The following is a 24397-nucleotide window of genomic DNA, read 5'->3' on the forward strand; positions in this document are numbered from 1 at the left end:
TGCACGCGCGGAAGCTATGCGCAAATCCGCACCGAATGCGCGGCAAATTGCCAAGACCCGTGTATATCGGCGACCTATATATCGAGGCGATCGGGGCTCCTCGCCGAGCCTGACGGGAGATTCTTCCGGGAATCATCAGCACGCCGACCTCCCCGCCCGATTCCGAGAAGCGGTCGAACCGCCCGCCCGTCGCACGCGTCCGGCCCGCCGGCTGCGTGCGGTACCCACCCGCTGGTGTAGAACAAGAGGAACGAACATGAAATTCCGTCATTCCCTGTTGTCGGTATCGGTCGTATCCGCGTTGGCCCTCCTCTCGCAACAGGCCGCCCAGGCCGCCGACGCGACCGAAGTGAAGGTCGGCTTCGCCGCGCCGCTTACCGGCGTGAACGCCGGCTACGGCAAGGATCTCCAGAACGGCGTGCAGCTCGCGCTCGACGATGCCGCCGCGCAGAAGGTGCAGATCGCCGGCAAGCCCGCGCACTTCACCCTGGTCGTGCAGGACGACCAGGCCGATCCGCGCATCGGCGTGCAGGCCGCTCAGGCACTCGTCGACCAGAACGTGTCGGTAGTGGTCGGCCACTTCAACTCGGGCACGACGATTCCGGCGTCGGTGGTCTACGACAAGGCCGGCATTCCGGTGATCGATCCGGCCGCCACCAACCCGACGCTCACGTCGCGCGGGCTTGCGAACATGTTCATGGTGATCGCGACCGACGGCCAGAACGCGGGCAATGCGGGCAAGTACGCGGTCGACGTGACCAAGGCGAAGCGCATCGCGATCATCGACGACCGCACCGCGTTCGGCCAGGGCGAGGCGGACGAGTTCGAGAAGGCCGTGAAGGCGGCCGGCGGCAACCTTATCGGTCGCGAGTTCACCAGCAACCAGGCGGTCGACTTCCGCGCGCAGATCACGAGCCTGAAGGGCAAGAACCCCGACCTGATCTTCTTCGGCGGGCTCGATGCGCTTGCCGCGAACTTCATCAAGCAGATGCGCCAGCTCGGGCTGAACGCGCAGTTCGTCGGCGGCGGCGGCGTGAAGGACAACGAGTTCATCAAGATCGCCGGCCCGGCCGCGGAAGGCGCGATGGCGTGGGAATACGGACGCCCGCTCGACGAGCTGCCGCAGGGCAAGGATTTCGAGGCGCGCTTCAAGAAGCGCTTCGGCGTCGACGTGCTGTCGTATGCGCAGTTCGGCTACGACGCCGCGTGGGCCGCGATCAAGGCGATGCAGGCGGCCAACTCGACCGATCCGAAGGTCTACCGCCCGGCGCTGAAGAAGGTCGACTTCGAAGGCGTCACCGGCCGCATCTCGTTTGCGAACGACGGCTCGCTGAAGAGCGGGATGTCGACGCTGTACCAGGTGAAGAACGGTGCGTGGAAGACGATCGTGACGAAGGGAGGCTGATCGGGCGGGATCGGCGGCCCGGGTGACCGGGCCGGCCGCGCGCGCGGCGGCTCGAACGCCGCCGCGCCGCCCCTCGTGCGATGCGGGAACCGGCGGGAGGCGCAGTCGGCAGCGATGCGATCCGCTCAATCGCATCAACCTCATACGATGTCCGATGTTTTGGCAGGATTCGCTACGGCCCGCGACGACGGCGCGGGCCGTCACTGCGCCCACGCGTCAGGTGGCGTGCGTGTCGCGTTCCGCCTCGGCCGCCTCGTGCGCGCGGCGCAGCCGCTCGCGGCTGTTGGTCAGGTGCGTGCGCATCGCGGCGCGGGCGGCTTCCGGATCGTGACGCGCGATGGCCTCGTAGATATCCTCATGCTCGTGATTGAGCCGGCCGACGTAGCGTTCGAGATCGTCGCCGGCGAAGCGCGCCGAATTCACGCGCGTACGCGGGATGATCGACGCGCCGAGCTGCGTCATGATGTCGACGAAATAGCGGTTGCCGGTGGACTGCGCGATCTGCAGGTGGAACTGAAAGTCGAGCTGCGCGGTGTCGCGGCCGCCGCCCGCCCCCGACGCGATCGCGTCAAGCGCGCGCCGCAGCGCGGCGAGATCGGTGTCGTTCGCGCGCTGCGCGGCGAGGCTCGCGCATTCGCTTTCGAGGCTGATGCGCAGTTCGAGCACCGCGAGCACGTCGCGCAGCGTCGTGATGGTCGCGGGATCGATGCCGAGCGTCTGGCGGCGGGTCGGCTCGAGCACGAAGCTGCCGATGCCGTGGCGCGTCTCGACGAGGCCGCTTGCCTGCATCCGCGAGATCGCTTCGCGCACGACCGTGCGGCTGACGCCCTGCGCCGCCATGACTTCGGTTTCGGTCGGCAGCTTGTCGCCAGGACGCAGCGTGCCGTTTTCGATCTGCGCGGTCAGCGCGTCGACGACATCTTGTGCGAGGCTGCGTGCGCGACGGCGCGGCGCTGCGGGAAGCGTGGGCACGGACATGAGGCCGGTTCCTTTGAATGATCGTAATGTGGGCCGAGGGTTTACGCGGGGTTTGAGCGAACGCCGATGATTCATTATACTGCGTCACAAGTCATCCGACGACTGATGATCTCGACACGGATCTCCTGTCGACCTCGGCGAGCGCACTGCGCGTGCCGGGTCCCGTAGTTCGCGATCGGCCGGCGTTCGTGCGTCTGCACGCTCACCGGCGCCCGGTTTTGCGGTCGATCGAAGCGCGCCTTCGCGCTTGCTGCGATTCGCCGCGACCCCGGCATCGAGCGGGTCGCTCCCACCCTTTCGGGTTGCTGTCGACATGCGGGGCTTGCGTGCCGCACACGTCGGTTGTCGAATGATCGCATCTCCCGCCGCGCGCGGCAAAGCTTTTGCCGCACGGCATTGCCCACTCTTTTGCCATCGCCGCCATGAACGCCGTCAACGCCTCGCCTTCCCACGACACGCCGCGCATCGTCGACCTGCAAGCCATTCCGGTCGCCGGCCACGACAGCATGCTGCTCAACCTGAGCGGCGCGCACGGCCCGTTCTTCACCCGCAACCTGTTGATCCTGAAGGACAGCGCCGGCCGGACCGGCGTCGGCGAGGTGCCGGGCGGCGAAAGCATCCGCCGCACCCTCGACGACGCGCGCGCGCTCGTCGTCGGCCAGCCGGTCGGCAACTACCATGCGGTGCTCAACGAGGTGCGGCGCACCTTCGCCGACCGCGACGCGAGCGGCCGCGGCCTGCAGACCTTCGACCTGCGCACCACGATCCACGCGGTCACCGCGCTCGAAGCCGCGCTGCTCGACCTGCTCGGCCAGCATCTCGGCGTGCCCGTGGCCGCCCTGCTCGGCGAAGGGCAACAACGCGAGCGCGTCGAGATGCTGGGCTACCTGTTCTACGTCGGCGACCGTACCCAGACCGCACTGCCCTATCGCGACGGGCGCGGCGCAACCGACGACTGGACCCGCGTGCGTGACGAAGCCGCGCTGACGCCCGAGGCAGTCGTGCGTCTCGCCGAAGCCGCGCATGCGCGCTACGGGTTCAACGACTTCAAGCTGAAGGGCGGCGTGTTCGACGGCGCGCGCGAGGTCGAAGCCGTGACGGCGCTGGCCGAGCGCTTCCCGGAAGCCCGCGTGACGCTCGATCCGAACGGCGCATGGTCGCTCGACGAAGCCGTGCGGCTGTGTCGCGACCTGCACCACGTGCTCGCGTATGCGGAAGATCCGTGCGGCGCGGAGAACGGCTACTCGGGCCGCGAGGTGATGGCCGAGTTCCGCCGCTCGACCGGGCTGCCGACGGCCACCAACATGATCGCGACCGACTGGCGCCAGATGGGCCACGCGGTGCAGTTGCAGGCCGTCGACATCCCGCTGGCCGACCCGCACTTCTGGACGATGCAGGGCTCGGTGCGCGTCGCGCAGATGTGCCGCGACTGGGGCCTCACGTGGGGCTCGCATTCGAACAACCACTTCGACGTATCGCTCGCGATGTTCACGCACGTCGCCGCCGCGGCGCCGGGCCAGGTCACCGCGATCGACACGCACTGGATCTGGCAGGACGGCGAACGGCTGACGCGCGAGCCGCTGAAGATCGAGAACGGGCTCGTGGAGGTGCCGAAGCGGCCGGGCCTCGGCATCGACATCGACATGGATGCGGTCGCGGTCGCGCACGAGCTGTACAAGCAGCACGGGCTCGGCGCGCGCGACGATGCAGCCGCGATGCAGTATCTGATTCCGGGGTGGACCTTCAACAACAAGCGCCCGTGCCTCGTGCGCTGAGCGCGGAACGAACCGGGCGGCGGGTCCGCCCGGGCAGAAGGCGACGCGCCGGGTTCGCCCGCGCGTCGGCGGATGCCGGCGGGAAAAACCTGCGAGCCTGAAACGGGATCCGGCGGGTCACCGCCGGCCGGCTGAACGCAGCCGGGAAACGCGAACCTGCGCGGCCAGCCGGTCACATCCGTCTTGCCCTGCCGCGCCCGGCCGGGCGCACCTACCCGGCCAGCCCAATCCCCCGCGCCATCCCCGACGCGGCGAACACGATCACCATCACGAGCACGGCCTGCCAGTGGCCGATCCGCACATAGGTCCGTGCGCGGCCGAGGTCGGGCATCTGCTGCTTGCGCGCGGCGATGCGCCAGCGGATCAGCCCGAGCATCGGTACGATCTCGAGCAGCAGGATCAGCACGAGCGCGGTCATCTTGACGTGAAACAGCGGCTCGTGGAGGTAATACGCGGTGCCCTTCTCGAAGCCGCCGAAGGCACGCGCGAGCCCCGTCGTGATCAGCACCACCGCGGACACTCCCCAGACCGCATCGGCCTTGAACACGCCGGGCAGGTCGGCGGCCTGCGCGGACGCGATGACCCGGCGCAGCGCGCGGTTGCGCCCCGCGATCGCGGCGAACGCGACGCCGAATGCCATCAGGTGAACGGCTGCCAGCAACCAACGGACGATCATTGCACCTCCTTGTCGCCCGCGCGTTGTGCAGGCCTTGTCAGACGATCTGCTTGAGCGCCGCGTCGAGCGCGAGCACCGCGACGCGGTCGCCCTCGGTGGCGAGCGGCGCGCGCATCACGATCTGCCGGTTATGGCCGACGGCTGCCGGCGAATCCCACAGCAGCTCGACCTTCGGGCGCCGGAACAGGCTGCCGCGACGCGGCGGGACGGCGGCGGCCTGCGCTGCCGGTTCACCGGTGGCAGGTGCGGCGCGGCCGGGCCAGCGCATCGACAGTTCGCGCGCGTCGTACTGGCCGACCTTGCGACTCTCCATCCAGACGATCGCGGTGCGCGTGAGCGTATCGAGCGAAATCGCATAACGGCCGACCGCGAAACGGCGCGCGGCCACGTTGGTGCGCCACAGCGGCCGCGGGCGGCACATCCACACGATCGCCGCATACAGCGCCGGTGCGGCGACGAGCCAGCCGTTGGTCGCCGTCACGGCGTGCAGCGCACCGCGCCAGCCGGCGGCCCACGCGAACATGCCGATCGACCACACGGCAAACAGGAAACCGATCAGCGCGAAGACCCGCAGCGCCTGGCGCAGCCACTGCGGCAGCGGGTGGAACGGCCGCTCGGCGCGCGCGACGGCGCCCGGCAGCGCCAGCAACAGGAAGATCAGGACGAGATAGACGAATGCCCAGGGCGACGACACCATCGCCGACAGCGACGCGCGATAGCCCATCTGCGACATCGAGAACAGCCAGCGCGCGAGCAGCACGAGACCGATCGCGCGCAACGCGAAGATCACGCCGGCGCCGGGGGCCGGCGCTGCGCGCGTGGTTTTCGTTCTCGCCAAGACTGCTCTCCTCTCGATGTTCGTGCGGGGCCGGATTTCACGGCACGGCCATTATAGGGACATTACCGTCTGGACAGACGGCCGGATGGCGTGCCGGACCGCTTGCGGGGCCGTTCGCGGCGCCGGGCGCGGCGAGAATACAACACATCCGCGCCGCAGATGTGACAACGCCCCGCCGGGAGACCCGGACGGGGCGTCGATGACGGCGTCAGCCGCAGTGCGGCCGGCGGCCCGGCATCAGCCTGCGTTGACTTCGCGCAGCACCGTGCGGCGCTTCTGGCGCAGCAGTTCCTCGTAGCCCTTCACGTAATTCTGCGCCATCACCTTCGACGAGAAACGGGCTTCGAACGCGGCGCGCACCTTCTCGCGCGGCAGCGTGTCGAGACGCTTGAGCGCCGCGACGGCCGACAGTTCGTCCTCGACGACGAAGCCCGACACGCCGTTGTCGATCACTTCCGGCACCGAACCGCGCTTGAACGCGATCACCGGCGTGCCGCAGGCCATCGCCTCGATCATCACCAGGCCGAAGGGCTCCGGCCAGTCGATCGGGAACAGCAGCGCGTGCGCGTTGCCCAGGAATTCGGTCTTTTCCGACTCGCTGATTTCGCCGATGTACTCGACGTGCGGCAGCGCGAACAGCGGCTTGATCTTCTCTTCGTAGTACGCGCGGTCAGCCTTGTCGAGCTTCGCGGCGATCTTGATCGGCAGGCCGGCTTGCTCGGCGATGCGGATCGCGGTGTCGACACGCTTTTCCGGCGAGATGCGGCCGAGGAACGCGAGGTAGCTCGGCTTCACGTTCGGGATCGGCGTCAGCAGGTTTTCCGGCAGGCCGTGGTACACGGTCGACAGCCAGTTCGCCTGCGGCAGCGGGATGCGCTGGTTGTCGGAGATCGACACGACCGGCACGTCGCTGAACGCGTTGAAGATCGGCTGCAGTTCCGGCAGGTCGAGACGGCCATGCATCGTCGTCAGGTGCGGAACCGGCTGGCGCGAGAACAGCGAGAACGGGTAGTAGTCGATGTGGCAGTGCAGGACATCGAATTCTTCCGCGCGGCGGCGCACTTGCTCGAGCAGCAGCATGTGCGGGGCCATCACGTCGCGGATCGTCGGGTCGAGGCGCAGCGCCTGTGGCCAGCACGCCTCGAGTTTCGCCGAGGTTTGCGAATCGCCGCTCGCGAAGAGCGTGACGTCATGCCCCATCTCGACAAGTGCTTCGGTCAGATAGGACACCACTCGCTCGGTACCACCGTAAAGCTTCGGGGGAACCGCTTCGTGCAACGGAGCGATTTGGGCGATTCGCATGCGTAACTCCTAAAAAATCGGCTAAAAACCAGGTATGGGTCGGCAACCTGCCGGCGGTCCGGGCTGGATGCATGTCGTCCGATCATCGGACGAATCAGCCTGCCGGGGCGTCGAACCCGCGCTGCTCAAGGAGCGTCGGCGACGCGACAGGCATAGAACGTTTGAAACGAAGACCCGTTGACAGGGGTTCGTAAAAACCTGGAATCGAACCCGGAGCCGATTATCTAGGGTTAATCCCGAGACGGCGCACAACATTTCAAACACTTTACTTTGTTACAAAGACGCAACACTTTGCAACCCGCGGACTTGGGCGTCCGTTCTAGAGTGGAAGGCCTTTTTGGCGTTCCGTGCCATCTCATCGCTGCCGGCAGCGTGATTCCGGCGCTGCGGCAGGACGGGATGCCGGATTTTATCTCAAAATTGATTGTGCGCCCCTGGCCAAGGCAAGATTCGCGCAGCGCAATGCACGGCCTTGTTTACAATGCCGGATTATTCAGTCCGGGCGACCGCCGGCTGCGATCCAGCCGACCGCTCAATCACCGAATCACCGCACGCATATTTTGGAATCTTTTACCCCTGCCCAGCGCAACGCCCACAACGCGAAGCTGTCGAGCTACGCGCATCGGCCGATCGCGTTCCTGTTCCGCTACATCCGCCTGCATCCCGTCGCGCACCTGATCGTGTTCTGCAGCGTGCTGGCCGCCGTCGGCTGCGCACTCGGCTCGCAATACGCGATCAAGCACCTGATCGACGTGCTCGCGGCCGGGCGCCATCATCCGGGCCCGCTGTGGAGCGCGTTCGCGCTGCTCGTCGGGCTGATCGCGGCCGATAACCTGCTATGGCGCGTCGGCGGCTGGGTCGCCGCGCACACGTTCGTCGCCGTCACCGGCGACCTGCGGCGCGACCTGTTCCAGTACCTGATCGGTCATTCGCCGACCTACTACTCGGAAAAGCAGCCCGGCACGCTCGCGAGCCGGATCACCGCCACGTCGAACGCCGTCTATACGTCGGAAAACACGATGGCGTGGAACGTGCTGCCGCCGTGCATCGCGGTGATGGGCGCGATCCTGATGATCATCGTCGTGAATCCGCTGATGGCCGCCGGCCTGCTCGGCTGCTCGGCCGTGCTCGCCATCGTGCTGTTCAAGCTCGCCGGCCGCGGCTCCGCACGCCATCACACGTTCGCGTCGAAGGCCGCCGCGGTCGACGGCGAACTCGTCGACGTGATCGGCAACATGGGCCTCGTGCGCGCATTCGGCATGACGCTGCGCGAACAGAAGCGCTTCGGCGCGACGGTGAAGGCCGAGATGGACGCGCGCCAGCAAAGCCTGCTCTACCTCGAAAAGCTGCGCCTGCTGCATGCGGTGATCACCGCGATGCTGTCCGCCGGCCTGCTCGGCTGGGCGCTGTGGCTGTGGGACCAGGGCCGCGCGACCTCCGGCGACATCGTGCTCGTCAGCTCGCTCGGCTTCACGATCCTGCACGGCACGCGCGATCTCGCGGTCGCGCTGGTCGACGTCACACAGCACGTCGCACGCCTGTCCGAAGCCGTGAAGACGCTGCTCGAGCCGCACGGGATGCCGGACAGCTCCGATGCACAGCCGCTGTCGGCCAAGGGTGGCCGCGTCGATTTCGAACGCGTGACGTTCGCGTATCCGCACCGCCGCGCGATCCTCGACCACTTCGACCTGCATATCGAACCGGGACAGCGCGTCGGCCTGATCGGCAAGTCGGGCGCCGGCAAGTCGACCGTGCTCGCGCTGCTGCAGCGCTTCTACGACACGCAGGACGGCGCCGTGAAGGTCGACGGCCAGGACGTGAAGGCGATCACGCAGGACAGCCTGCGCCACGCGATCGCGCTCGTGCCGCAGGACATCTCGCTGCTGCACCGGACCATCTACGACAACATTGCGTACGGCCGCCCCGAGGCGACCCGCGAGGAAGTGCTCGCCGCCGCGCGCGACGCGCGCTGCGCGGAATTCATCGACGCGATGCCGGAAGGCTATGACACGATTGTCGGCGACCGCGGCGTGAAGCTGTCCGGCGGCCAGCGCCAGCGCATCGCGATCGCGCGCGCGATCCTGAAGGACGCACCGATCCTGCTGCTGGACGAAGCGACGTCCGCACTCGACAGTGCGTCGGAAGAAGCGATCCAGAGCGCACTCGACCGCCTGATGGTCGGTCGCACGGTGATCGCGATCGCGCACCGGCTGTCGACGCTGCGCAACTTCGACCGGATCATCGTGATGAGCAACGGCAAGGTGATCGACGACGGCAACCCCGACGTGCTGCGCAATCGTCCGGGCCTGTACCGCGACCTGCTCGCGAAACAGCACGGCCGCCATCACACCCCCGACGGCACGGCACCGACCGGCGAACGCGTGGCCTGACGCCGCGGTACGCAGCATCGTCCTGGGCCGATAAAAAAGCCGCCGTGCTTCACGCACGGCGGCTTTTTCATGGCATCGCGCGGCCTGCGCCGCGCAGCGCGCCGATCAAACGCGCTGAAGGTCGCGCAGGAAGTTGTCGCGCCACACCGACACGTTGTTCTCGCGCAGCTGCCCGATCATGTCCGCGTAGCGCGCGCGCCGCTCGGCGAGCGGCATCGTCAAGGCCTGCGACAGCGCGTCGGCCATCCCGTCGATGTCGATCGGATTGACGATCAGCGCGCCCGTCAGCTCGCGCGCGGCGCCCGCGAAGCGCGACAGCACCAGCACGCCCGGATCGTCCGGATTCTGCGCGGACACGTACTCCTTCGCGACCAGGTTCATCCCGTCGCGCAACGGCGTCACGAAACCCACGCGCGCGAGGCGATACAACGCGGCCAGCACCTGGCGGTCGTACTGGCGGTGAATGTAGAGGATCGGCGCCCAGTCGAGCTCCGCATAGCGGCCGTTGATGCGCCCCGACTCCGCTTCGAGCTGCAGGCGGATGTCCTGGTACGCGCGCAGGTCCGCGCGTGTCGACGGCGCGATCTGCAGGAACGACACGCGGTTGCGGATCGACGCCTGATGCTCAAGCAGCTTCTCGAACGCGCGGAACCGCTCGACGAGCCCCTTCGAATAGTCGAGCCGGTCGACGCTCATGATCAGCTGGCGCCCGCGCAGCGAGGTCGCCAGCGTGCGCACGGCCTTGCCGTTCTCGCCCGCCTGCGCGAGCGACGCGATCTCGTCCGGGTACACACCGATCGGATAGGCGGCCGCGCGCAGCGTGTTGCCGAATGCGTTCACGCGCACCGTGTGCCCTTCCCGCGCGACCGCGCCGCCGGCCTCGAACTCGACGTAATCGCAAAACGCGCGCAAGTCGGGCTCGGTCTGGAAGCCGAGCAGGTCGAACGCACACAGCGACTCGACGAGCTCGCGGTGCGGCGGCACGTTGACGAGCACCTGCGCGGCCGGAAACGGGATGTGCAGGAAAAAGCCGATGCGATTCTTCACGCCGGCCGCCCGCAGCGCGCGCGCGAACGGGATCAGGTGATAGTCGTGCACCCAGATCACGTCGTCGTCCTGCAGCAGCGGCACGAGCTGCTGCGCGAGCCAGACGTTCACGCGGCGGTAGCCGTCGAATTCGTGGCGGTCGTACTGGATCAGGTCGGCGCGGTAATGGAACGCCGGCCACAGCGTCGCGTTCGAGAAACCACGGTAGTACTGGTCGTAATCGCGGCGCGACAGACCGACGGTCGCGAAGGTCACTGGGCCGCGCTCCTCGATGCGGATCTGCGGCTGCGGCGCACCGGATGCGACCACCTCGCCGCTCCAGCCGAACCACATGCCGCCCGTCTCCTTCAGCGCATCGTAGACGCCGATCGCAAGGCCGCCCGCCGCCGGTTCGCCTTCCGAAATCGGGGCGACGCGGTTTGAAACGATGATGAGTCGACTCATGCGCCCGGCTGCTCCGCGCCAAGCCAGCAGGCGATCTGCTCGTGCAGCGCGTCGACCGAGTCGAGCCGCATGCGGGCCGACGTCTCGCCCGCGCCGACCTTGATCGACAGGCCGCCACGCGCGTTGACCACCGCGAAACCCTTCTCGTCGGTCAGGTCGTCGCCCGCGAACAGCGGCATGCGGCCCGCGAACGGCGGTTCGTCGAGGAATGCGGCCAGCGCGCGCCCCTTGTCGACGCCCTTCGGCTTGATCTCGAATACCATCTTGCCGGGTTGCAGCACGTACGCATCCGCATAGTCGGCCACGAGACGCTCGGCCGCTTCGCGCGCGGCCGGCTCGCGCTCGGGCGCGTTGCGGTAGTGCAGCGCGACGGCCGCACCCTTGATTTCGAGCAGCATGCCCGGATGACGGTCGACGACGGACGCGAGCTCGCGTTCGATGCGCAGCAGCCGTTCGTCGTTGAAGCCGATGCGCTGCGTGTCGCCGTTCGCGTCACGGCGCTCGGCGCCGTGCAGGCCGGCCATCGGCAGGCCCGGCAGGTTCAGGAACGTGTCGAGGTTGTCGATGCCGCGACCCGACACGATGGCGACCGCGCCGTGCGAGCGGCGCCGCAATTCATCGAGCAGCGTCAGCAACGACGGCGGCACGTGAATGCTGTCGGGCGTCGGCGCCAGCTCGACGAGCGTGCCGTCGAAGTCGAAAAAAAACGCGGTATCGGTCAGGGACAGGGAAGCCGGAACGGATTGCATCGATTCGATAGCCTGAGGAACGGCCAGCAAACGCGGGCCGCCGCTGCGAGAATGGAATTGTGCGCATCTTACCGCGCCTGCGTACCGAGATGGGCGAATCCGGTACAGGGCGGACCTCGCGCCGCCTCCCGCGTCAACTGCGACATATTGCCCCGCTCGCCCGCCCCGTACGGGTTTCGAAAGGACGCGGGCGCGGGAATTGCGCTACAGTCGGCAACCGTCGGCCGCGCGACGCATGGCGCCGCGCCGGTCGACGAGCGTTTCATATGGAAACAGTCCCCAAGATGCCGTCTGCCCGTCCCGCGCCGCGCCGGCGCCTCAACCGTTTCGCCCGCTTCATCCGCACGGCCGCCGCGCTGACCGCCGCCGTCGCGCTCGCTGCCTGCACACACGACGAGCCGAACTGGCACCTGACCAACGTCACCGGCCACCTGCCCGACCTGTCGTTCACGCTCACCGGCGGCGACGGCCATCCGGTCGACGCGAACGCGTTTCGCGGCCACATCGCGCTCGTCTACTTCGGCTACACGCATTGTCCGGACGTCTGCCCGGAAACGATGGCGCGGCTGATGGAAGTGCTCGCGAAGCTCGGTCCGCAGGCAAACGACGTGCGCATCCTGTTCGTGTCGGTCGACCCCGCGCGCGACACGCCGCAGGCGATGCAGTCGTACGTCGCCGCGTTCGACGCCGCGCACGCGCGCGGCCTGACCGGCACCGACGGCCAGATCGAATCGCTCGCGAAACGCTATCGCGTCGCGTACCAGATGGAACAACGCGATCCGTCCGGCGGCTACGAGGTCACGCACAGCTCGGCCGTCTACATCTTCGATGCGAACGGCCGCGCGCGCCTGCTCGCGACCGACAGCGACTCGCCCGACGCCATCGCCACCGACGTGCGGCGCATCATCGACACGGCCTCCACTTCCTCCTGAATCCGAACTCCGACATGAAGACGACCCTCAAGACATTCGCCCTCATCGCCGCGCTGTGCACCAGCGCGCACGCCTGCGCCGCCGGCGCGATCACCGCGCAGAATGGATGGGTGCGCTGGCTGCCGAACCAGCTGCCCGCGGGCGGTTACGTGACCCTCGTCAACACGGGCGACAAGCCGGTCGATCTCGTCGATGTCGACAGCCCCGACTACGGGATGGCGATGCTGCACCAGACCGTGTCGAACGGCTCGACGCAGAAGATGGAAATGGTCGACAAGCTGACCATCCCCGCACGCGGCAAGGTCGACATCGCGCCGGGCGGCTATCACTTCATGCTCGAGGAACCGAAGCACACGATCAAGCCGGGCGACACCGTGCGCCTGCGCCTGAAGTTCTCCGACGGCGAAACGGTCGATACGCCGTTCGCCGTGAAGTCACCGGCCCAGGCGAAGTGATGCGCCCGCGATGAACGTCCTGTACTGGCTCGATCCGTGGGAACCGTCGCCGACCGTGGTCATCGCGGTGCTGACGGCCGCCGTGCTGTTCGCGCGCGGCGTGAGGAAGGCAAAGGTGTCGCCGCTGCGGCAGTTCTCGTTCTGGTTCGGGCTGACGGCGCTCTACATCGCGCTGCATACGCGGCTCGACTACTTCTTCGAGCATGAATTCTTCATGCACCGCGCGCAGCATCTCGTGCTGCATCACCTCGGGCCGTTCTTCATCGCGCTGGCGTACCCGGGGGCGGCGATCCGCGCGGGCATCCCGTTCCGCTGGCGGCAGCGCTTCGTGCGCCCCGCCCTCGCGTGGGCACCCGTGCGCGCGACGCTCGACGTGGTGTTCCATCCGGTCGTCGCGGTCGTGCTGTTCGTCGGGCTGATTTATTTCTGGCTGCTGTCGCCGATCCACTTCGTCGCGATGCTCGACTGGCGCCTGTATCGCGTGATGAACTGGAGCATGGTGATCGACGGGCTGCTGTTCTGGTGGCTCGTCGTCGATCCGCGTCCCGCGCCGCCCGCGCGGCTGTCGCCGGGCCGCCGGATCCTGATCGTCGTCGCGGCGATCCCGCCGCAGATCGCGCTCGGTGCGCTGATCTTCTTCACGCCGCACGAGCTGTATCCGATCTACTCGATCTGCGGACGCGCGTTCACCTGGTTGAGCCCGCTGCGCGACCAGCAGATTGGCGGCTTGCTGCTGTGGATTCCGGGGTCGATGATGAGCGTGATCGGCGCGCTGATCGCGTTGCGGCACTGGCTGCGGCTGTCCGCACGCGGCCGTTTGATTGAAGAGCGGGTGGCCACCCGGCGCGCGGAACCCCCGTCGGCGACACGCGCCGCCCACTGACGGCGCGCCGCACCGCGCGTCAAACGCGCGCGCTGCTCATCCACACGTGCGGGATGCCGTCCTCGTCGTGCACGTCGGAGCTCGGCGTAAAGCCGAATGCCCCATAGAAGCGCTGCAGGTGGGCCTGCGCATGCAGGCTCACCGGCGTATCGGGCCACTGCGCACGAATGTGCTCGATCGCGCGCGACAGCAGTCCGTTCCCGAGACCCGCGCCGCGAAACGCGGCGGTCGTCAGCACGCGGCCGATACGCACGTCGGGGTGCTGCGCGTCCGGCAGCAGCACGCGCAGGTAGCCGGCGAGACGGTCTGCCGAATCGTATGCAGCGAGGTGCCACGCCGCCTGGTCCGCATCGTCGATGTCGCGATACACGCAATTCTGCTCGACGACGAACACGGCGCTGCGCGCGGCGAGGATCGAATAGATTTCACGCGCCGTCAGCGCGTCGAAGAATTTCCAGCGCCAGTCCAGCTCGGCGGCGCGCGGGGATGCGGCAGGTGCGGAAGCGTTCATTTGCGGTCCTGGGTCCTGATTCGGGCGCGCCGGCCGGCGCGCGGCAACCGTCGATTATGCCTTGAAGCGCAGGCGCCGCGCGACCGCCCTTGCGCACATGAAAAAAGGCCCCGCCTTGCGCGGGGCCTGTCGATCATGCCGGCATCTGGCCGAAGCGGCCGTTGTTGAAATCGTCGATCGCGGTCCGGATTTCCTCTTGCGAGTTCATCACGAACGGCCCGTAACCGACGACCGGCTCATCGATCGGCTCGCCGCTCAGGATCAGCAGCTTGGCGTCGCCGTTCGCTTCGATCTCGACGTCGCGGCCATCGCGGCTCAGTTGCACGAACTGCGCTTCGCGGGCGACCGTTTCGCCATTCACCAACAACGTGCCGCTCAGCACGACCACCGCGAGCGTCCGCCCTTCGGCGATCGGGAACCGTGCACGGCCGCCTGCCGCGAGCCGCACGTCCCACACGTCGATCGGCGTATGCGTGCGGGCCGGGCCGCGCCGCCCGTCGAGTTCGCCCGCGATGATCCGCGCGCGACCTGCGCCGTCCGGCAGTTCGACCACCGGGATGTCGCCGTCCAGAATCGTCTGATAGCCGGGCGCGCCCATCTTGTCGGCGGCGGGCAGGTTCACCCACAGCTGCACCATCTCGAGCGGACCGCCACGCTCCGTGAACGCCTCCGAGTGGAATTCCTCATGCAGGATCCCGCTCGCGGCCGTCATCCACTGCACGTCGCCCGGGCCGATCGTGCCGCCCGCGCCGGTCGAATCGCGGTGAGCCACTTCGCCGTCATAGACGATCGTCACCGTTTCGAACCCGCGGTGCGGGTGCTGGCCCACCCCGCGCGGCGCCGAAGCCGGCTCGAAGTTCGCAGGACCGGCGTAGTCGAGCAGCAGGAACGGGCTCAGGTGGGCCCCGTGAGACTGATAGCTGAACATCGAACGCACCGGGAAACCGTCGCCTACCCAATGACCGCGCGGCGCACTGTAAACACCCTGGATCTTCTTCATTTGCCTTCTCCGAATTGCGGCGAAACACGTGTTTCGCATCCTGAGCAGGAATATAGAGGTGGAACGATCGATCCGGTAGACTGCCAAAATCGCACTCAGCGTTCTATTTCATGAACGATAACGAACGGGATCTGAACGATCTCTATTACTTCGTGCAGGTGGTCGAGCACGGCGGATTCGCACCGGCCGGGCGCGCGCTGAACATGCCGAAATCGAAGCTCAGCCGGCGTGTCGCGCTGCTCGAGGCGCGGCTCGGGATGCGGCTGATCCAGCGCTCGACGCGCCATTTCACCGTTACCGACGTCGGCCAGACCTATTACGCGCATTGTCGCGCGATGCTCGTCGAGGCGGACGCCGCCGACGAGGCGATCGCACTGCTGCACGAGGAGCCGCGCGGCATCGTGCGGGTGAGTTGCCCGGTCGTGCTGCTCGATTCGCTGGTTGGCACGATGGTCGCCGCGTTCATGATCGCGTGCCCGCGCGTCGAGATTCACCTGGAGGCGACCAACCGGCGCGTCGACGTGGTCGGCGAAGGAATCGACGTCGCGATCCGCGTGCGCCCGCCGCCGCTCGAGGACAGCGATCTTGCGCTGCGCGTGCTGGCCGAACGCGGCCAGTGCCTCGTCGCGAGCCCCGCGTTGCTGGGCGAGCACGGCGTGCCGGCCGTGCCGGCCGACCTCACTCGCCTGCCGAGCCTCGATCACGGCGTGCCGCAGGCCGCGCACGTGTGGCGGCTGCGCGGCCCCGACGGCGCGCAGGCGGAAATCCACCATCAGCCGCGCTTCGTGACGGGCGGCATGCTCGCGCTGCGCGCGGCGGCCGTCGCGGGCGTCGGCGTCGTGCAGTTGCCGACGATGATGGTCCGCGACGAAGTCGCGCGCGGCGCGCTGGTGACCGTGCTGCCGGACTGGGCACCGCGCCGCGAGATCGTGCACGCGGTGTTTGCATCCCGGCGCGGGCTGCTGCCCGCCGTGCGAGCACTGCTGGACTTCCTCGCGGAGCGGTTCGCCGAACTCGAGCCCGATTGAACGGCGGCGCGAGCGCGCTCCCGGTGCGTTCGGTGCCGCGGGCCGCAACCCAGTGGCTGCGGACAGGCCGCGCGTGCCGTAGACTGCGGAACGCGCATCGCGCTTTTCACGATCGCGCTGTTCAAACCCCGCTGTTCAAACCCCGCTGTTCAAACCCTTTTCGCATTTCAGCCATGTTCACGCTGTCCCACGACCCTCACGCCTCCAAGGCCGAACGCTATGCGACGCTCGTCGAGCAGGCACGCGCGCTCGTCGAATCGGAGCGCGACCTGACCGCGAACGCCGCGAACTTCTCCGCGCTCGTCTATCACTCCCTCGACCGCCTGAACTGGGCCGGCTTCTATTTCTTCGACGGGTCGGAACTCGTGGTCGGCCCGTTCCAGGGCAAGCCCGCGTGCGTGCGGATCGCGCTCGGCAAGGGTGTCTGCGGCACCGCCGCGCAGACGCGCGAGACGCAGGTCGTGCGCGACGTCCATGACTTCCCGGGCCATATCGCCTGCGATGCCGCGTCGGAATCGGAAATCGTCGTGCCGCTGGTGGCCGCAGACGGCACGCTGATCGGCGTGTGGGACGTCGACAGCCCCGTCGCCGCCCGTTTCGACGACGAGGACCGCAACGGGATGGAAGCGCTGTGCCGCGTGTTCGTCGAACATGCGTGGCAGAAGGCGCGCGGTCAGTAAGCGCGCGTAGCCGGTCGCGACGATCGCGCGCGCAAGGCGCCGCGCGACCGCACATGCAAAGGGCCCCGATCGGGGCCCTGGTTCGTTGCACCGCTACTACGCGCGGCCTTGCGTTGCTATGCGCGTCAGGCCAGAGGCGAACCGGAAAGCGCCGCGAACGCTTGCGGCTTCACATCGTCCGACAGGATCTCGAAGCCCTGCTCCGTCACCACGACCATGTGCTCCCATTGCGCGGACAGCGAATGATCTTTCGTGACGACCGTCCAGCCGTCCGCCAGCACGCGCGTATCACGCTTGCCCGCATTCAGCATCGGCTCGATCGTGAAGATCATCCCCGGGCGCAGCGGCACGCCGGTGCCCGGACGGCCGTAATGCAGCACCTGCGGCTCGTCGTGATACACGTCGCCGATCCCGTGCCCGCAGTACTCGCGGACCACGCTGAACCCTTCGCGATGCGCGACCTGCTGGATCGCATAGCCGACGTCGCCGAGCGTCGCGCCCGGACGAACCGCGCGGATGCCGGCATGCATCGCCTCATAGGTGACCGACACGAGGCGCCGCGCCAGTTCGCCCGGCTCGCCGACGAAGTACATGCGGCTCGTGTCGCCGAACCAGCCGTCCTTGATCACCGCGATGTCGAGATTCACGATGTCGCCGTCGCGCATCGGCCGCGACGACGGAATGCCGTGACAGACCACGTGATTGACCGACGTGCACAGGGTCTTCGGATAACCGTGGTAGCCGATGTTCGCGGGAATCGCGCCGAGCGCGTCGACGATATATTCGCGGCAGCGCGCGTCCAGCTCGTCGGTGGTGACGCCCGGCTTCACGTGCTCGGTAATCATCGTCAGTACCTGGGACGCGAGCTTCGCGGCCTCGCGTGACTTGGCGATTTCCGCGGTGCCGCGGATCGGGATTTCGCGCTTCGCCATCACGCCACCTGCTCGATGCCGTGGGCCACCGGTTCCGCCGGCCCCACCTCGCCGCCGCGCGCTTCAGTCTCGATCAGCATCCGGCAGATGTCGCCGTACGACAGCGACGGATTGAGTTCCGCCAGCATCCCGACACGCAGCCAGTGCTCCGCCTGCGCGTTGATCGAACGGCTCAGCGCGGTACTGGTCGAGCGCAGCCGTTCGTGCATGTGCTCGGATATCTTGATGATTCCCATACGTCTCTAATTAAACGAAATGTAGTCGTTTCGTATATTACGCGCACGCCAGTCGCCAGGCAAGCAGTCGGTCGCCATCGACCAGCCGTCCGCGCAGCAGGAATCCCGTTGACATCAAATTCCAGTTTGCTGGAAAATAAATCCACCATGAAAGAATTGATCAGCGCGACTGCCGACGACACCGGCATCAACGAACGCATCGCCCGGCGCGTGCGCGACTTGCGCACGCTGCGAGGCTACACGCTCGATGCCCTCGCCGCGCGTTCCGGCGTCAGCCGTTCGATGATCTCGCTCATCGAGCGTGCGTCGGCGAGCCCGACGGCCGTCGTGCTCGACAAGCTCGCCGCGGGTCTCGGCGTGTCGCTGGCCGGACTGTTCGGCGGCGATCGCGACGATGCGCCCGCACAGCCGCTGGTGCGGCGTGCGCAGCAGGCGGAATGGCGCGATCCGGCGTCCGGTTACGTGCGGCGCAATCTGTCGCCGCCCGGCTGGCCGTCGCCGATCCAGCTCGTCGAGATCGATTTCCCGCCGGGCGCGCGCGTCGCGTACGACTCGGGCGGGCGCGAAAGCGCGCTGCATCAACAGGTTTGGGTCGTCCATGGACGCGTCGACGTCACGTTCGGCGATCAGCTTCACGCGCTTCATGCAGGTGACTGCCTGGCCATGCGCGTCGATCAGCCGCTGATTTTCAGCAACCCGTCGTCGCAGATCGCGCGCTATGTCGTCGCGATTTGCGATGCCCCCGCCGCCGCCGGCGCGCGGAACGTGTCATCCATTCAGAGCCGACAGGCACAGGAGTCCGTATGAATGCCCCGAAACAGCGCGACGACGTGCGCCTGATCGATTGCAGCGAAGCCGAGCATGCCACGGCCATCCTCGAGATCCTCAACGAGGCGATCGTGAACTCGACCGCGTTGTACGACTACCGGCCGCGTCCGCCGGAAGCGATGGTCACCTGGTTCGCGACGAAGCGCGCCAGCGGTTTTCCGGTCGTCGGCGCGGTCGATGAAGCCGGCACGCTGGTCGGCTTCGCGAGCTGGGGCACGTTCCGCGCGTTTCCGGCGTTCAAGTACACGGTCGAGCACAGCGTCTACGTGCATCGCGACCATCGCGGCCGCGGGCTCGGCGAGTATCTGTTGCGCGAGTTGATCCGGCGTGCGCGCGAAGCCGGAGTGCACGTGCTGGTCGGATGCATCGACGCGACCAACGGCGGCAGCGTCGCGCTGCATACGCGGCTCGGCTTCGTGCACGCGGGCACGATTACGGAAGCGGGATTCAAGTTCGGCCGCTGGCTCGATGCGGCGTTCTATCAGCTGAAACTCGAGACGCCGGCGCAGCCGGTGGATGGTTGAGGGCGTGCCTGTCATCGCAAGCGCGGCGACATCACCCTGTTCCGAACCGTTCCTTGACCCGAATTCATGAGCGACGCCTCGTCGAATCAATCGAACACGCCCGCGACACAAGGCACGGGCGCCTTGCTCGGCCGCCTCGACGCGATTTCGCGTCATCCAGCCATTCTGGTCGTCATCGGATTCCTGCTATCGGGAATCGTCGGCACATACATCACCAAGCGCGTCGATGAAAGTACCAGGCAGCGCGAAGCGATCACGAAAGACCGCGACTCGCTGCGATCCGCAATCGACGACCTGCGGGCCTCGTTCGAACTGTATGCCGCGGGCACCAAACACGTGATGATGACGCTCGAGTCAAATAGCGCGGACAACCTGCGTCAGCAAGCGACGCAAGGCTATGCGACGGCTTACGCGAATTGGGTACAGCGTCGAGTGATCGACTACACGGCAATTGAACAAAGATTTGCCGGTACGGAAAACGGCGATACGGTCACCAGCATCGGCAATCTTTTGGAGATCGGAACGGAACAGCTGGACAACTGCATCCAGCGACACCTGGAGGCCCATTCCAAAGCCGATCCTGTCACGCATGGATCGCTGAGCTGCGCCGCCCAGTTTCCAGTCGCAGCGTTCAATGTCGACTCGCGTCTTCTGTCACTGCGCCTCTGCATGCGCGTGCTGGCGATGGCAATTCGGCCGCATCCCGCCACCGACTTTGCCTCGCCGCGGGCGCGCGACGTCCAGACTTCGAAATTTCTTGAGCAGATTGAAGGCGCCTGCAGCCCAGCCCCGCTAGCCGGACTGAATATGCCGCTGAAGGATGCACCCGCACACACGCCTCCCGAGGGCCACTAGGTCGGTTTATCCGTCGGATCAAGAGCATGTTGGCCATGACCGAAGCAGAAAAAAGAAAAGCCCTGACGAATCAGGGCTTTATCTCGTTCTACTTGGAGGCGCGAGCCGGAGTCGAACCGGCCTAAACGGCTTTGCAGGCCGTCATATTTAATGGGAAATCAATCACTTAAACCAATTGACCACTCAAGATAACCGCTTCCAGGTTGCTTTGATGAATTGATTCGGGAGCTCCTGTAAGATCATCGCTTCCTATTGGAGACCTATATGAATCTAAACGATTTGAAGAAATTGGAAGATGCCAGAAAGCGGGTAGAAGCAGCTACGGTGCGACTGAAGCAACAAAACGAAGAAGCAAAGGCAGCACTTCTTCAGAGAGCAGCGACCGAATTTCGCGACTATTTTTCCGAGGCAGGCTTCTCCGTGCAACCCACTCAACAGGGGATCATCGCCACCATCGGGCAAATGTCGTTCAAGCTCGAAATGGATGGCAGTGATCGAATCGGCGCATTTGCGCACTTCAAAATTACTCCCCCGGCCGAGACCAAAGAAGAGCCCGTTACGGTCTTGCTCGTCCGAAAGTCGACGGCTGACACCACGCCCACCGTCATGCATGTAAAAGAGTTGACGCCTTTGGAGGAAATGGAGAAAAAGGCCGCCGATTATGAAGCGGCACTCCAGCGACCGTTTCCCGAAACGGTTTTTATGATACAGAAAGTCGCAGTGGCCAAGGTCGCACCGTACAGTTCGCGCCCGCAGCCCACTGCGACTCCGATATCTGCCTCACGGCAGCTATTCGAATCATTCACCGAAGTGCTATCTAACCTTTACCCGTCCTCGTAAGTGCACTATAGGCTGTAGGAAAGCCCGCTGCGAGCGGGCTTTTTGTTGCAGTAAGCGAGGGACATCCAACGAAAGTTACTTGGGCTCGGCGTACATCTCCGCCGACGGATAAAGCTGGAGCATCACACGTGCCGCCTCGACATTCGATGTATGCAACCATTCGTCATAATCGGCTGGGCGCAGTATAACCACCGATCGCTTTTCGTCGCCGGGTTTATGCATACGTCCCATTACTGGATGGCCGTCGGCATTGACGGTCAGCATGCTCATCCCAACCAGCGCTCGACCATCGCCCCCCTCGTAGCGCCGCCAGATGCCGGCGACGCAATACGATTGCCAGTCGGTTAGGCCGATCCGCTGCCATACATTCCGGCCCGTCTCATAACAAGGTTCGTATATCCAGCGGGCCGGGATCAGGCAGCGTTGCCCCGCTCGCCACGCCTTTCCGTAGAGCCGGGACTCTCCGACCGTTTCCGAACGGGCGTTGACCGTGTCGAGCTTTCTCCGCTTCTTGCCGTTTTCGTCGACGCGGTCAGGCTGCATGAACTTCGGCCAGAAGCCGAACACGGCCTTGACCACACCGAGGCCGTCACCAGCTGCCCACGCGATCGGTGCTGCATAGTCAGGATAGATGTCTGGCTCCCACGGATCGCGCCGGTACAGATCACCGATGCCGATCTTCAGCTCGTTTATCCCCGGATCTTCATCAGGCGCTTTGTAGTTTGTGCACACTGGCCGCCCCCAATTTTTGAGACTTGACGACCTCATCTTACCGCGCGATAAACTGTATATCCATACAGGCGCGACCTGCAAAGTCGCTATCACAACTGTCTCGCCAATAGCAATTGGACGGGACCTGCTGTTCTGCCAGCAGTAGCCTACTCGATCGTGCGTCGCTGGTAACGGCGGGGTGCGGAGCATCGAGGACAACGACTGGGGCCGCAAGGCCTAGCCCGAGCCGCGAGGCGAAGGCGACACCTGCAAGCATCGACGCGGGAGCCGGAAGGGCTCGGGTGGCACGGTTAACGGAAGTGAATTCTCGCAAGCGTCGTGATTACAGTCCAGCCAAAGATGCTGACAGGCTGAGGGCAAAAGCTACGCGACCGGGTGCATTCAGTCTGTGGTGAATGCACGCAGACCACGGTGTCGCCGGCGTAAAGAGGAAACCGTCGTCATCCCGTTGCGACAGCGGAACAGGGTAAGCCCATCTCGTCGCCCCCAGGGGCAGGCCAACCGCGAGGGAGGCTGCGGGCGGAGCGGGTAAAGGAGGTTGGAGAAAGCGAACGCCAGGCCGTAATGGCCGGGATACGAGCTGAAACATCGCTCGACACGAAAGTGGGCAGACTTCCAACTGGTCTCTCATCACGAGATAACTTGCGTAATCTTTGAAGGCGAGAAAGCAAATGAACGGGCTGTCAACGTGTGCACTGGCCGACCAAGGTACGTCGTGGCACAGCATCGACTGGGACGCGGCCCACGCCATGGTCAAAAGAATGCAAGCGCGTATCGTGAAGGCGACACAGGCCGGTCGCTGGAACAGGGTCAAGGCTCTGCAACGGCTACTGACCACCTCGTTCTACGGCAAAGCGTTAGCCGTTAAACGAGTGACGGAAAACCAAGGCAAACGTACACCGGGCGTTGACAAAGTGCTTTGGTCGACCCCGGATGCCAAATACATGGCAATAGGCTCGCTGACGCGGTGTGGGTATCAACCGCTGCCGCTGAAGCGTATCTATATACCCAAGAGTACCGGCAAGCTGCGCCCGCTGAGCATCCCCACGATGCGAGATCGGGCGATGCAGGCCCTTCACCTGCTCGCCCTCGACCCCGTATCCGAAACGATCTCTGATGGACAATCCTATGGATTCCGAAAAGAGCGATCTACCCATGACGCGATAGCGCAATGCTTCATGAACGCCCGATACCACGGCAACCCAAAAGACCGGGGCGCACGGGTCTCGGCGCAGTGGATTCTCGAAGCGGACATCCGCGGCTGCTTCGACAACATCGACCATGCGTGGCTCTTAAAGCACGTGCCGACGGACAAGGCCGTGTTGGCGAAATGGCTGAGGGCCGGTTACTTGAAGGACGGTGTATTCGCGAGGACGACCGAAGGGACGCCACAGGGCGGCATCATCAGCCCTGTGCTCGCCAACTTTGCGCTGAACGGGCTGGACAAGGTTTTATCGTCCGTTTTCAAATATCCGTCACATCGCGTAGCTCACAAGGTCAATCTCGTGCGATACGCCGACGACTTCGTCATCACTGGAGTGAGTCGGGAAGTGTTGCAGGACACAGTCACCCCGGCAGTCACCACGTTTCTTGCATCTCGAGGACTGGAACTCGCCCCGGAGAAGACGAAGATCACCCACCTGACGGAAGGCTATGATTTCCTTGGCCAGAACGTCCGGCGATACGGCAAGAAACTGCTTATCAAGCCGGCGCGGAAGAACGTGCAGTCCTTCCTGCAAAAGGTTCGAGACATCATCCGAAGGCTAAGACCAGCACCGCAGGACGTGCTGATCGACGCCCTCAATCCTGTGATCACCGGCTGGGCAATGTACCACCGTCACGTCGTTGCACAGGAAGCCTTCACCCGCGTGGACAGCCATATCTGGTACGCAATATGGCAATGGGCCAAGCGACGCCATCCCAAGAAGCCTGCGGAATGGGTGCGGCAACGTTACTTTCATCGGATTGGGCTAAGGCAATGGGTATTTGCCGTCGCCACTGATCATGTGGACGATAACGGACGCCCTATCCTCCGGTCTCTCCGGACAGCGGCGAGTACACCCATCGAACGACATCCGAAAGTCCAATCGGACGCCAATCCCTACGATCGTGAGTGGTACACCTACTTTGCGCAGCGCGCTGCGATTCGAAGTCGGATCTCCCGGGCACGTCGCAAGGGCAACGGCCGCAGCTAGTCTGCACGCTGCCATGAAGCAGGTACATAGGCCGGTCGGTACGTGGTGCCGCCGGGTTGGTTTAATCACTGGCCTTATAGAGGCTTGAGCCGTATGCGGGGAAACTCGCACGTACGGTTCTTAGGGGGCGGCGGCGCAGCAATGCGTCGCTGCTACCCGACT

24 protein-coding genes and 1 tRNA gene are annotated in these 24397 nt (G+C 65.7%); 13 read left to right on the plus strand and 12 right to left on the minus strand.

Annotated elements, in window-relative coordinates:
• Positions 1 to 256: 256 nt before the first annotated feature.
• Complete coding sequence (locus ACTJKF_RS29330; RefSeq protein WP_440628421.1) at positions 257 to 1405, plus strand: branched-chain amino acid ABC transporter substrate-binding protein; 1149 nt, start codon at positions 257 to 259, stop codon at positions 1403 to 1405.
• A 216-nt stretch (positions 1406 to 1621) separates the two neighbouring features.
• On the opposite strand, the gene ACTJKF_RS29335 is transcribed toward ACTJKF_RS29330, so the two are convergent.
• Entirely contained in the window at positions 1622 to 2383 is a 762-nt protein-coding gene (locus ACTJKF_RS29335; protein ID WP_440628423.1) for a FadR/GntR family transcriptional regulator, read from the minus strand.
• A gap of 422 nt (positions 2384 to 2805) precedes the next feature.
• Between ACTJKF_RS29335 and gudD the strand changes: the two genes are divergently transcribed.
• Entirely contained in the window at positions 2806 to 4158 is a 1353-nt protein-coding gene (gene gudD, locus ACTJKF_RS29340) for a glucarate dehydratase (RefSeq protein WP_440628425.1), read from the plus strand.
• Positions 4159 to 4369: 211 nt separating this feature from the next.
• Here the strand turns inward: gudD and ACTJKF_RS29345 are convergent, their stop codons facing one another.
• The 3 genes from ACTJKF_RS29345 to ACTJKF_RS29355 form a co-directional block, all read right to left on the minus strand.
• Positions 4370 to 4834 carry a DUF2214 family protein gene (locus tag ACTJKF_RS29345; RefSeq protein WP_440628427.1) on the minus strand — a complete coding sequence of 155 codons (465 nt, stop codon included), beginning with the start codon at positions 4832 to 4834 and terminating at the stop codon, positions 4370 to 4372.
• 37 nt (positions 4835 to 4871) lie between these two features.
• The gene (locus ACTJKF_RS29350; protein WP_440628429.1) at positions 4872 to 5672 is read right to left on the minus strand and encodes a hypothetical protein; all 801 of its coding nucleotides are present in this window, start codon (positions 5670 to 5672) and stop codon (positions 4872 to 4874) included.
• A gap of 237 nt (positions 5673 to 5909) precedes the next feature.
• Positions 5910 to 6974: a glycosyltransferase family 4 protein gene (locus ACTJKF_RS29355; RefSeq protein WP_026044940.1), complete on the minus strand. Its 1065-nt coding sequence runs from the start codon at positions 6972 to 6974 to the stop codon at positions 5910 to 5912.
• 560 nt (positions 6975 to 7534) lie between these two features.
• On the opposite strand from ACTJKF_RS29355, the gene ACTJKF_RS29360 reads away from it, so the two are divergent.
• Entirely contained in the window at positions 7535 to 9364 is a 1830-nt protein-coding gene (locus ACTJKF_RS29360) for an ABC transporter ATP-binding protein (RefSeq protein ID WP_440628431.1), read from the plus strand.
• Between the two features lie 105 nt (positions 9365 to 9469).
• On the opposite strand, the gene otsA is transcribed toward ACTJKF_RS29360, so the two are convergent.
• Both otsA and otsB read right to left on the minus strand, forming a co-directional pair.
• A complete protein-coding gene (otsA, locus tag ACTJKF_RS29365) occupies positions 9470 to 10855 on the minus strand; it encodes an alpha,alpha-trehalose-phosphate synthase (UDP-forming) (RefSeq protein ID WP_440628433.1) in 1386 nt (461 codons plus the stop codon).
• Positions 10852 to 11604, minus strand: coding sequence for a trehalose-phosphatase (gene otsB / locus ACTJKF_RS29370; RefSeq protein WP_440628434.1), 753 nt, complete (start codon positions 11602 to 11604; stop codon positions 10852 to 10854). The genes otsA and otsB overlap by 4 nt, the downstream gene beginning before the upstream one ends.
• A 284-nt stretch (positions 11605 to 11888) precedes the next feature.
• On the opposite strand from otsB, the gene ACTJKF_RS29375 reads away from it, so the two are divergent.
• The 3 genes from ACTJKF_RS29375 to ACTJKF_RS29385 are packed head-to-tail and all read left to right on the plus strand — an operon-like array spanning position 11889 to position 13874.
• Positions 11889 to 12536, plus strand: coding sequence for an SCO family protein (locus ACTJKF_RS29375; RefSeq protein WP_440628456.1), 648 nt, complete (start codon positions 11889 to 11891; stop codon positions 12534 to 12536).
• Between the two features lie 14 nt (positions 12537 to 12550).
• Positions 12551 to 12991 (plus strand): copper chaperone PCu(A)C, encoded by a 441-nt coding sequence (locus ACTJKF_RS29380; RefSeq protein WP_440628436.1) that lies wholly within the window; start codon positions 12551 to 12553, stop codon positions 12989 to 12991.
• 10 nt (positions 12992 to 13001) lie between these two features.
• Positions 13002 to 13874: a cytochrome c oxidase assembly protein gene (locus ACTJKF_RS29385; RefSeq protein WP_440628438.1), complete on the plus strand. Its 873-nt coding sequence runs from the start codon at positions 13002 to 13004 to the stop codon at positions 13872 to 13874.
• A gap of 19 nt (positions 13875 to 13893) precedes the next feature.
• Here ACTJKF_RS29385 and ACTJKF_RS29390 read toward each other — a convergent pair whose 3' ends face one another.
• Together ACTJKF_RS29390 and ACTJKF_RS29395 are read right to left on the minus strand one after the other, a co-directional pair.
• Entirely contained in the window at positions 13894 to 14385 is a 492-nt protein-coding gene (locus tag ACTJKF_RS29390; RefSeq protein ID WP_440628440.1) for a GNAT family N-acetyltransferase, read from the minus strand.
• 133 nt (positions 14386 to 14518) lie between these two features.
• A complete protein-coding gene (locus tag ACTJKF_RS29395) occupies positions 14519 to 15385 on the minus strand; it encodes a pirin family protein (RefSeq protein WP_440628441.1) in 867 nt (288 codons plus the stop codon).
• Positions 15386 to 15495: 110 nt separating this feature from the next.
• On the opposite strand from ACTJKF_RS29395, the gene ACTJKF_RS29400 reads away from it, so the two are divergent.
• Together ACTJKF_RS29400 and ACTJKF_RS29405 are read left to right on the plus strand one after the other, a co-directional pair.
• Positions 15496 to 16413, plus strand: coding sequence for a LysR family transcriptional regulator (locus ACTJKF_RS29400; protein ID WP_440628443.1), 918 nt, complete (start codon positions 15496 to 15498; stop codon positions 16411 to 16413).
• A gap of 173 nt (positions 16414 to 16586) precedes the next feature.
• Positions 16587 to 17093 (plus strand): GAF domain-containing protein, encoded by a 507-nt coding sequence (locus ACTJKF_RS29405; protein WP_440628445.1) that lies wholly within the window; start codon positions 16587 to 16589, stop codon positions 17091 to 17093.
• Positions 17094 to 17218: 125 nt separating this feature from the next.
• On the opposite strand, the gene map is transcribed toward ACTJKF_RS29405, so the two are convergent.
• Positions 17219 to 18025 carry a type I methionyl aminopeptidase gene (gene map / locus ACTJKF_RS29410; RefSeq protein WP_440628447.1) on the minus strand — a complete coding sequence of 269 codons (807 nt, stop codon included), beginning with the start codon at positions 18023 to 18025 and terminating at the stop codon, positions 17219 to 17221.
• Positions 18025 to 18261 carry a ParD-like family protein gene (locus ACTJKF_RS29415; RefSeq protein WP_440628449.1) on the minus strand — a complete coding sequence of 79 codons (237 nt, stop codon included), beginning with the start codon at positions 18259 to 18261 and terminating at the stop codon, positions 18025 to 18027. The genes map and ACTJKF_RS29415 overlap by 1 nt, the downstream gene beginning before the upstream one ends.
• Before the next feature lie 147 nt (positions 18262 to 18408).
• On the opposite strand from ACTJKF_RS29415, the gene ACTJKF_RS29420 reads away from it, so the two are divergent.
• The 3 genes from ACTJKF_RS29420 (at position 18409) to ACTJKF_RS29430 (ending at position 20468) form a co-directional block, all read left to right on the plus strand.
• Complete coding sequence (locus tag ACTJKF_RS29420) at positions 18409 to 19068, plus strand: helix-turn-helix domain-containing protein (protein WP_440628458.1); 660 nt, start codon at positions 18409 to 18411, stop codon at positions 19066 to 19068.
• Positions 19065 to 19613: an N-acetyltransferase family protein gene (locus ACTJKF_RS29425; RefSeq protein WP_440628451.1), complete on the plus strand. Its 549-nt coding sequence runs from the start codon at positions 19065 to 19067 to the stop codon at positions 19611 to 19613. Before ACTJKF_RS29420 ends, ACTJKF_RS29425 begins: the two co-directional genes overlap by 4 nt.
• A gap of 66 nt (positions 19614 to 19679) precedes the next feature.
• Positions 19680 to 20468 (plus strand): hypothetical protein, encoded by a 789-nt coding sequence (locus tag ACTJKF_RS29430; RefSeq protein WP_440628452.1) that lies wholly within the window; start codon positions 19680 to 19682, stop codon positions 20466 to 20468.
• Positions 20469 to 20561: 93 nt separating this feature from the next.
• Here ACTJKF_RS29430 and ACTJKF_RS29435 read toward each other — a convergent pair.
• Positions 20562 to 20667, minus strand: a tRNA-Cys gene (locus ACTJKF_RS29435).
• 65 nt (positions 20668 to 20732) lie between these two features.
• Between ACTJKF_RS29435 and ACTJKF_RS29440 the strand changes: the two genes are divergently transcribed.
• Positions 20733 to 21308: a hypothetical protein gene (locus ACTJKF_RS29440; RefSeq protein WP_440628454.1), complete on the plus strand. Its 576-nt coding sequence runs from the start codon at positions 20733 to 20735 to the stop codon at positions 21306 to 21308.
• Between the two features lie 75 nt (positions 21309 to 21383).
• Here ACTJKF_RS29440 and ACTJKF_RS29445 read toward each other — a convergent pair whose 3' ends face one another.
• Positions 21384 to 22040, minus strand: a complete 657-nt coding sequence (locus ACTJKF_RS29445; RefSeq protein ID WP_440628455.1) for an SOS response-associated peptidase family protein — start codon at positions 22038 to 22040, stop codon at positions 21384 to 21386.
• 671 nt (positions 22041 to 22711) lie between these two features.
• On the opposite strand from ACTJKF_RS29445, the gene ltrA reads away from it, so the two are divergent.
• Positions 22712 to 24235: a group II intron reverse transcriptase/maturase gene (ltrA, locus tag ACTJKF_RS29450; RefSeq protein WP_440621833.1), complete on the plus strand. Its 1524-nt coding sequence runs from the start codon at positions 22712 to 22714 to the stop codon at positions 24233 to 24235.
• Positions 24236 to 24397 lie beyond the last annotated feature (162 nt).

The sequence above is a fragment of the Burkholderia sp. 22313 genome (assembly GCF_052045245.1).
Lineage (GTDB): Bacteria > Pseudomonadota > Gammaproteobacteria > Burkholderiales > Burkholderiaceae > Burkholderia.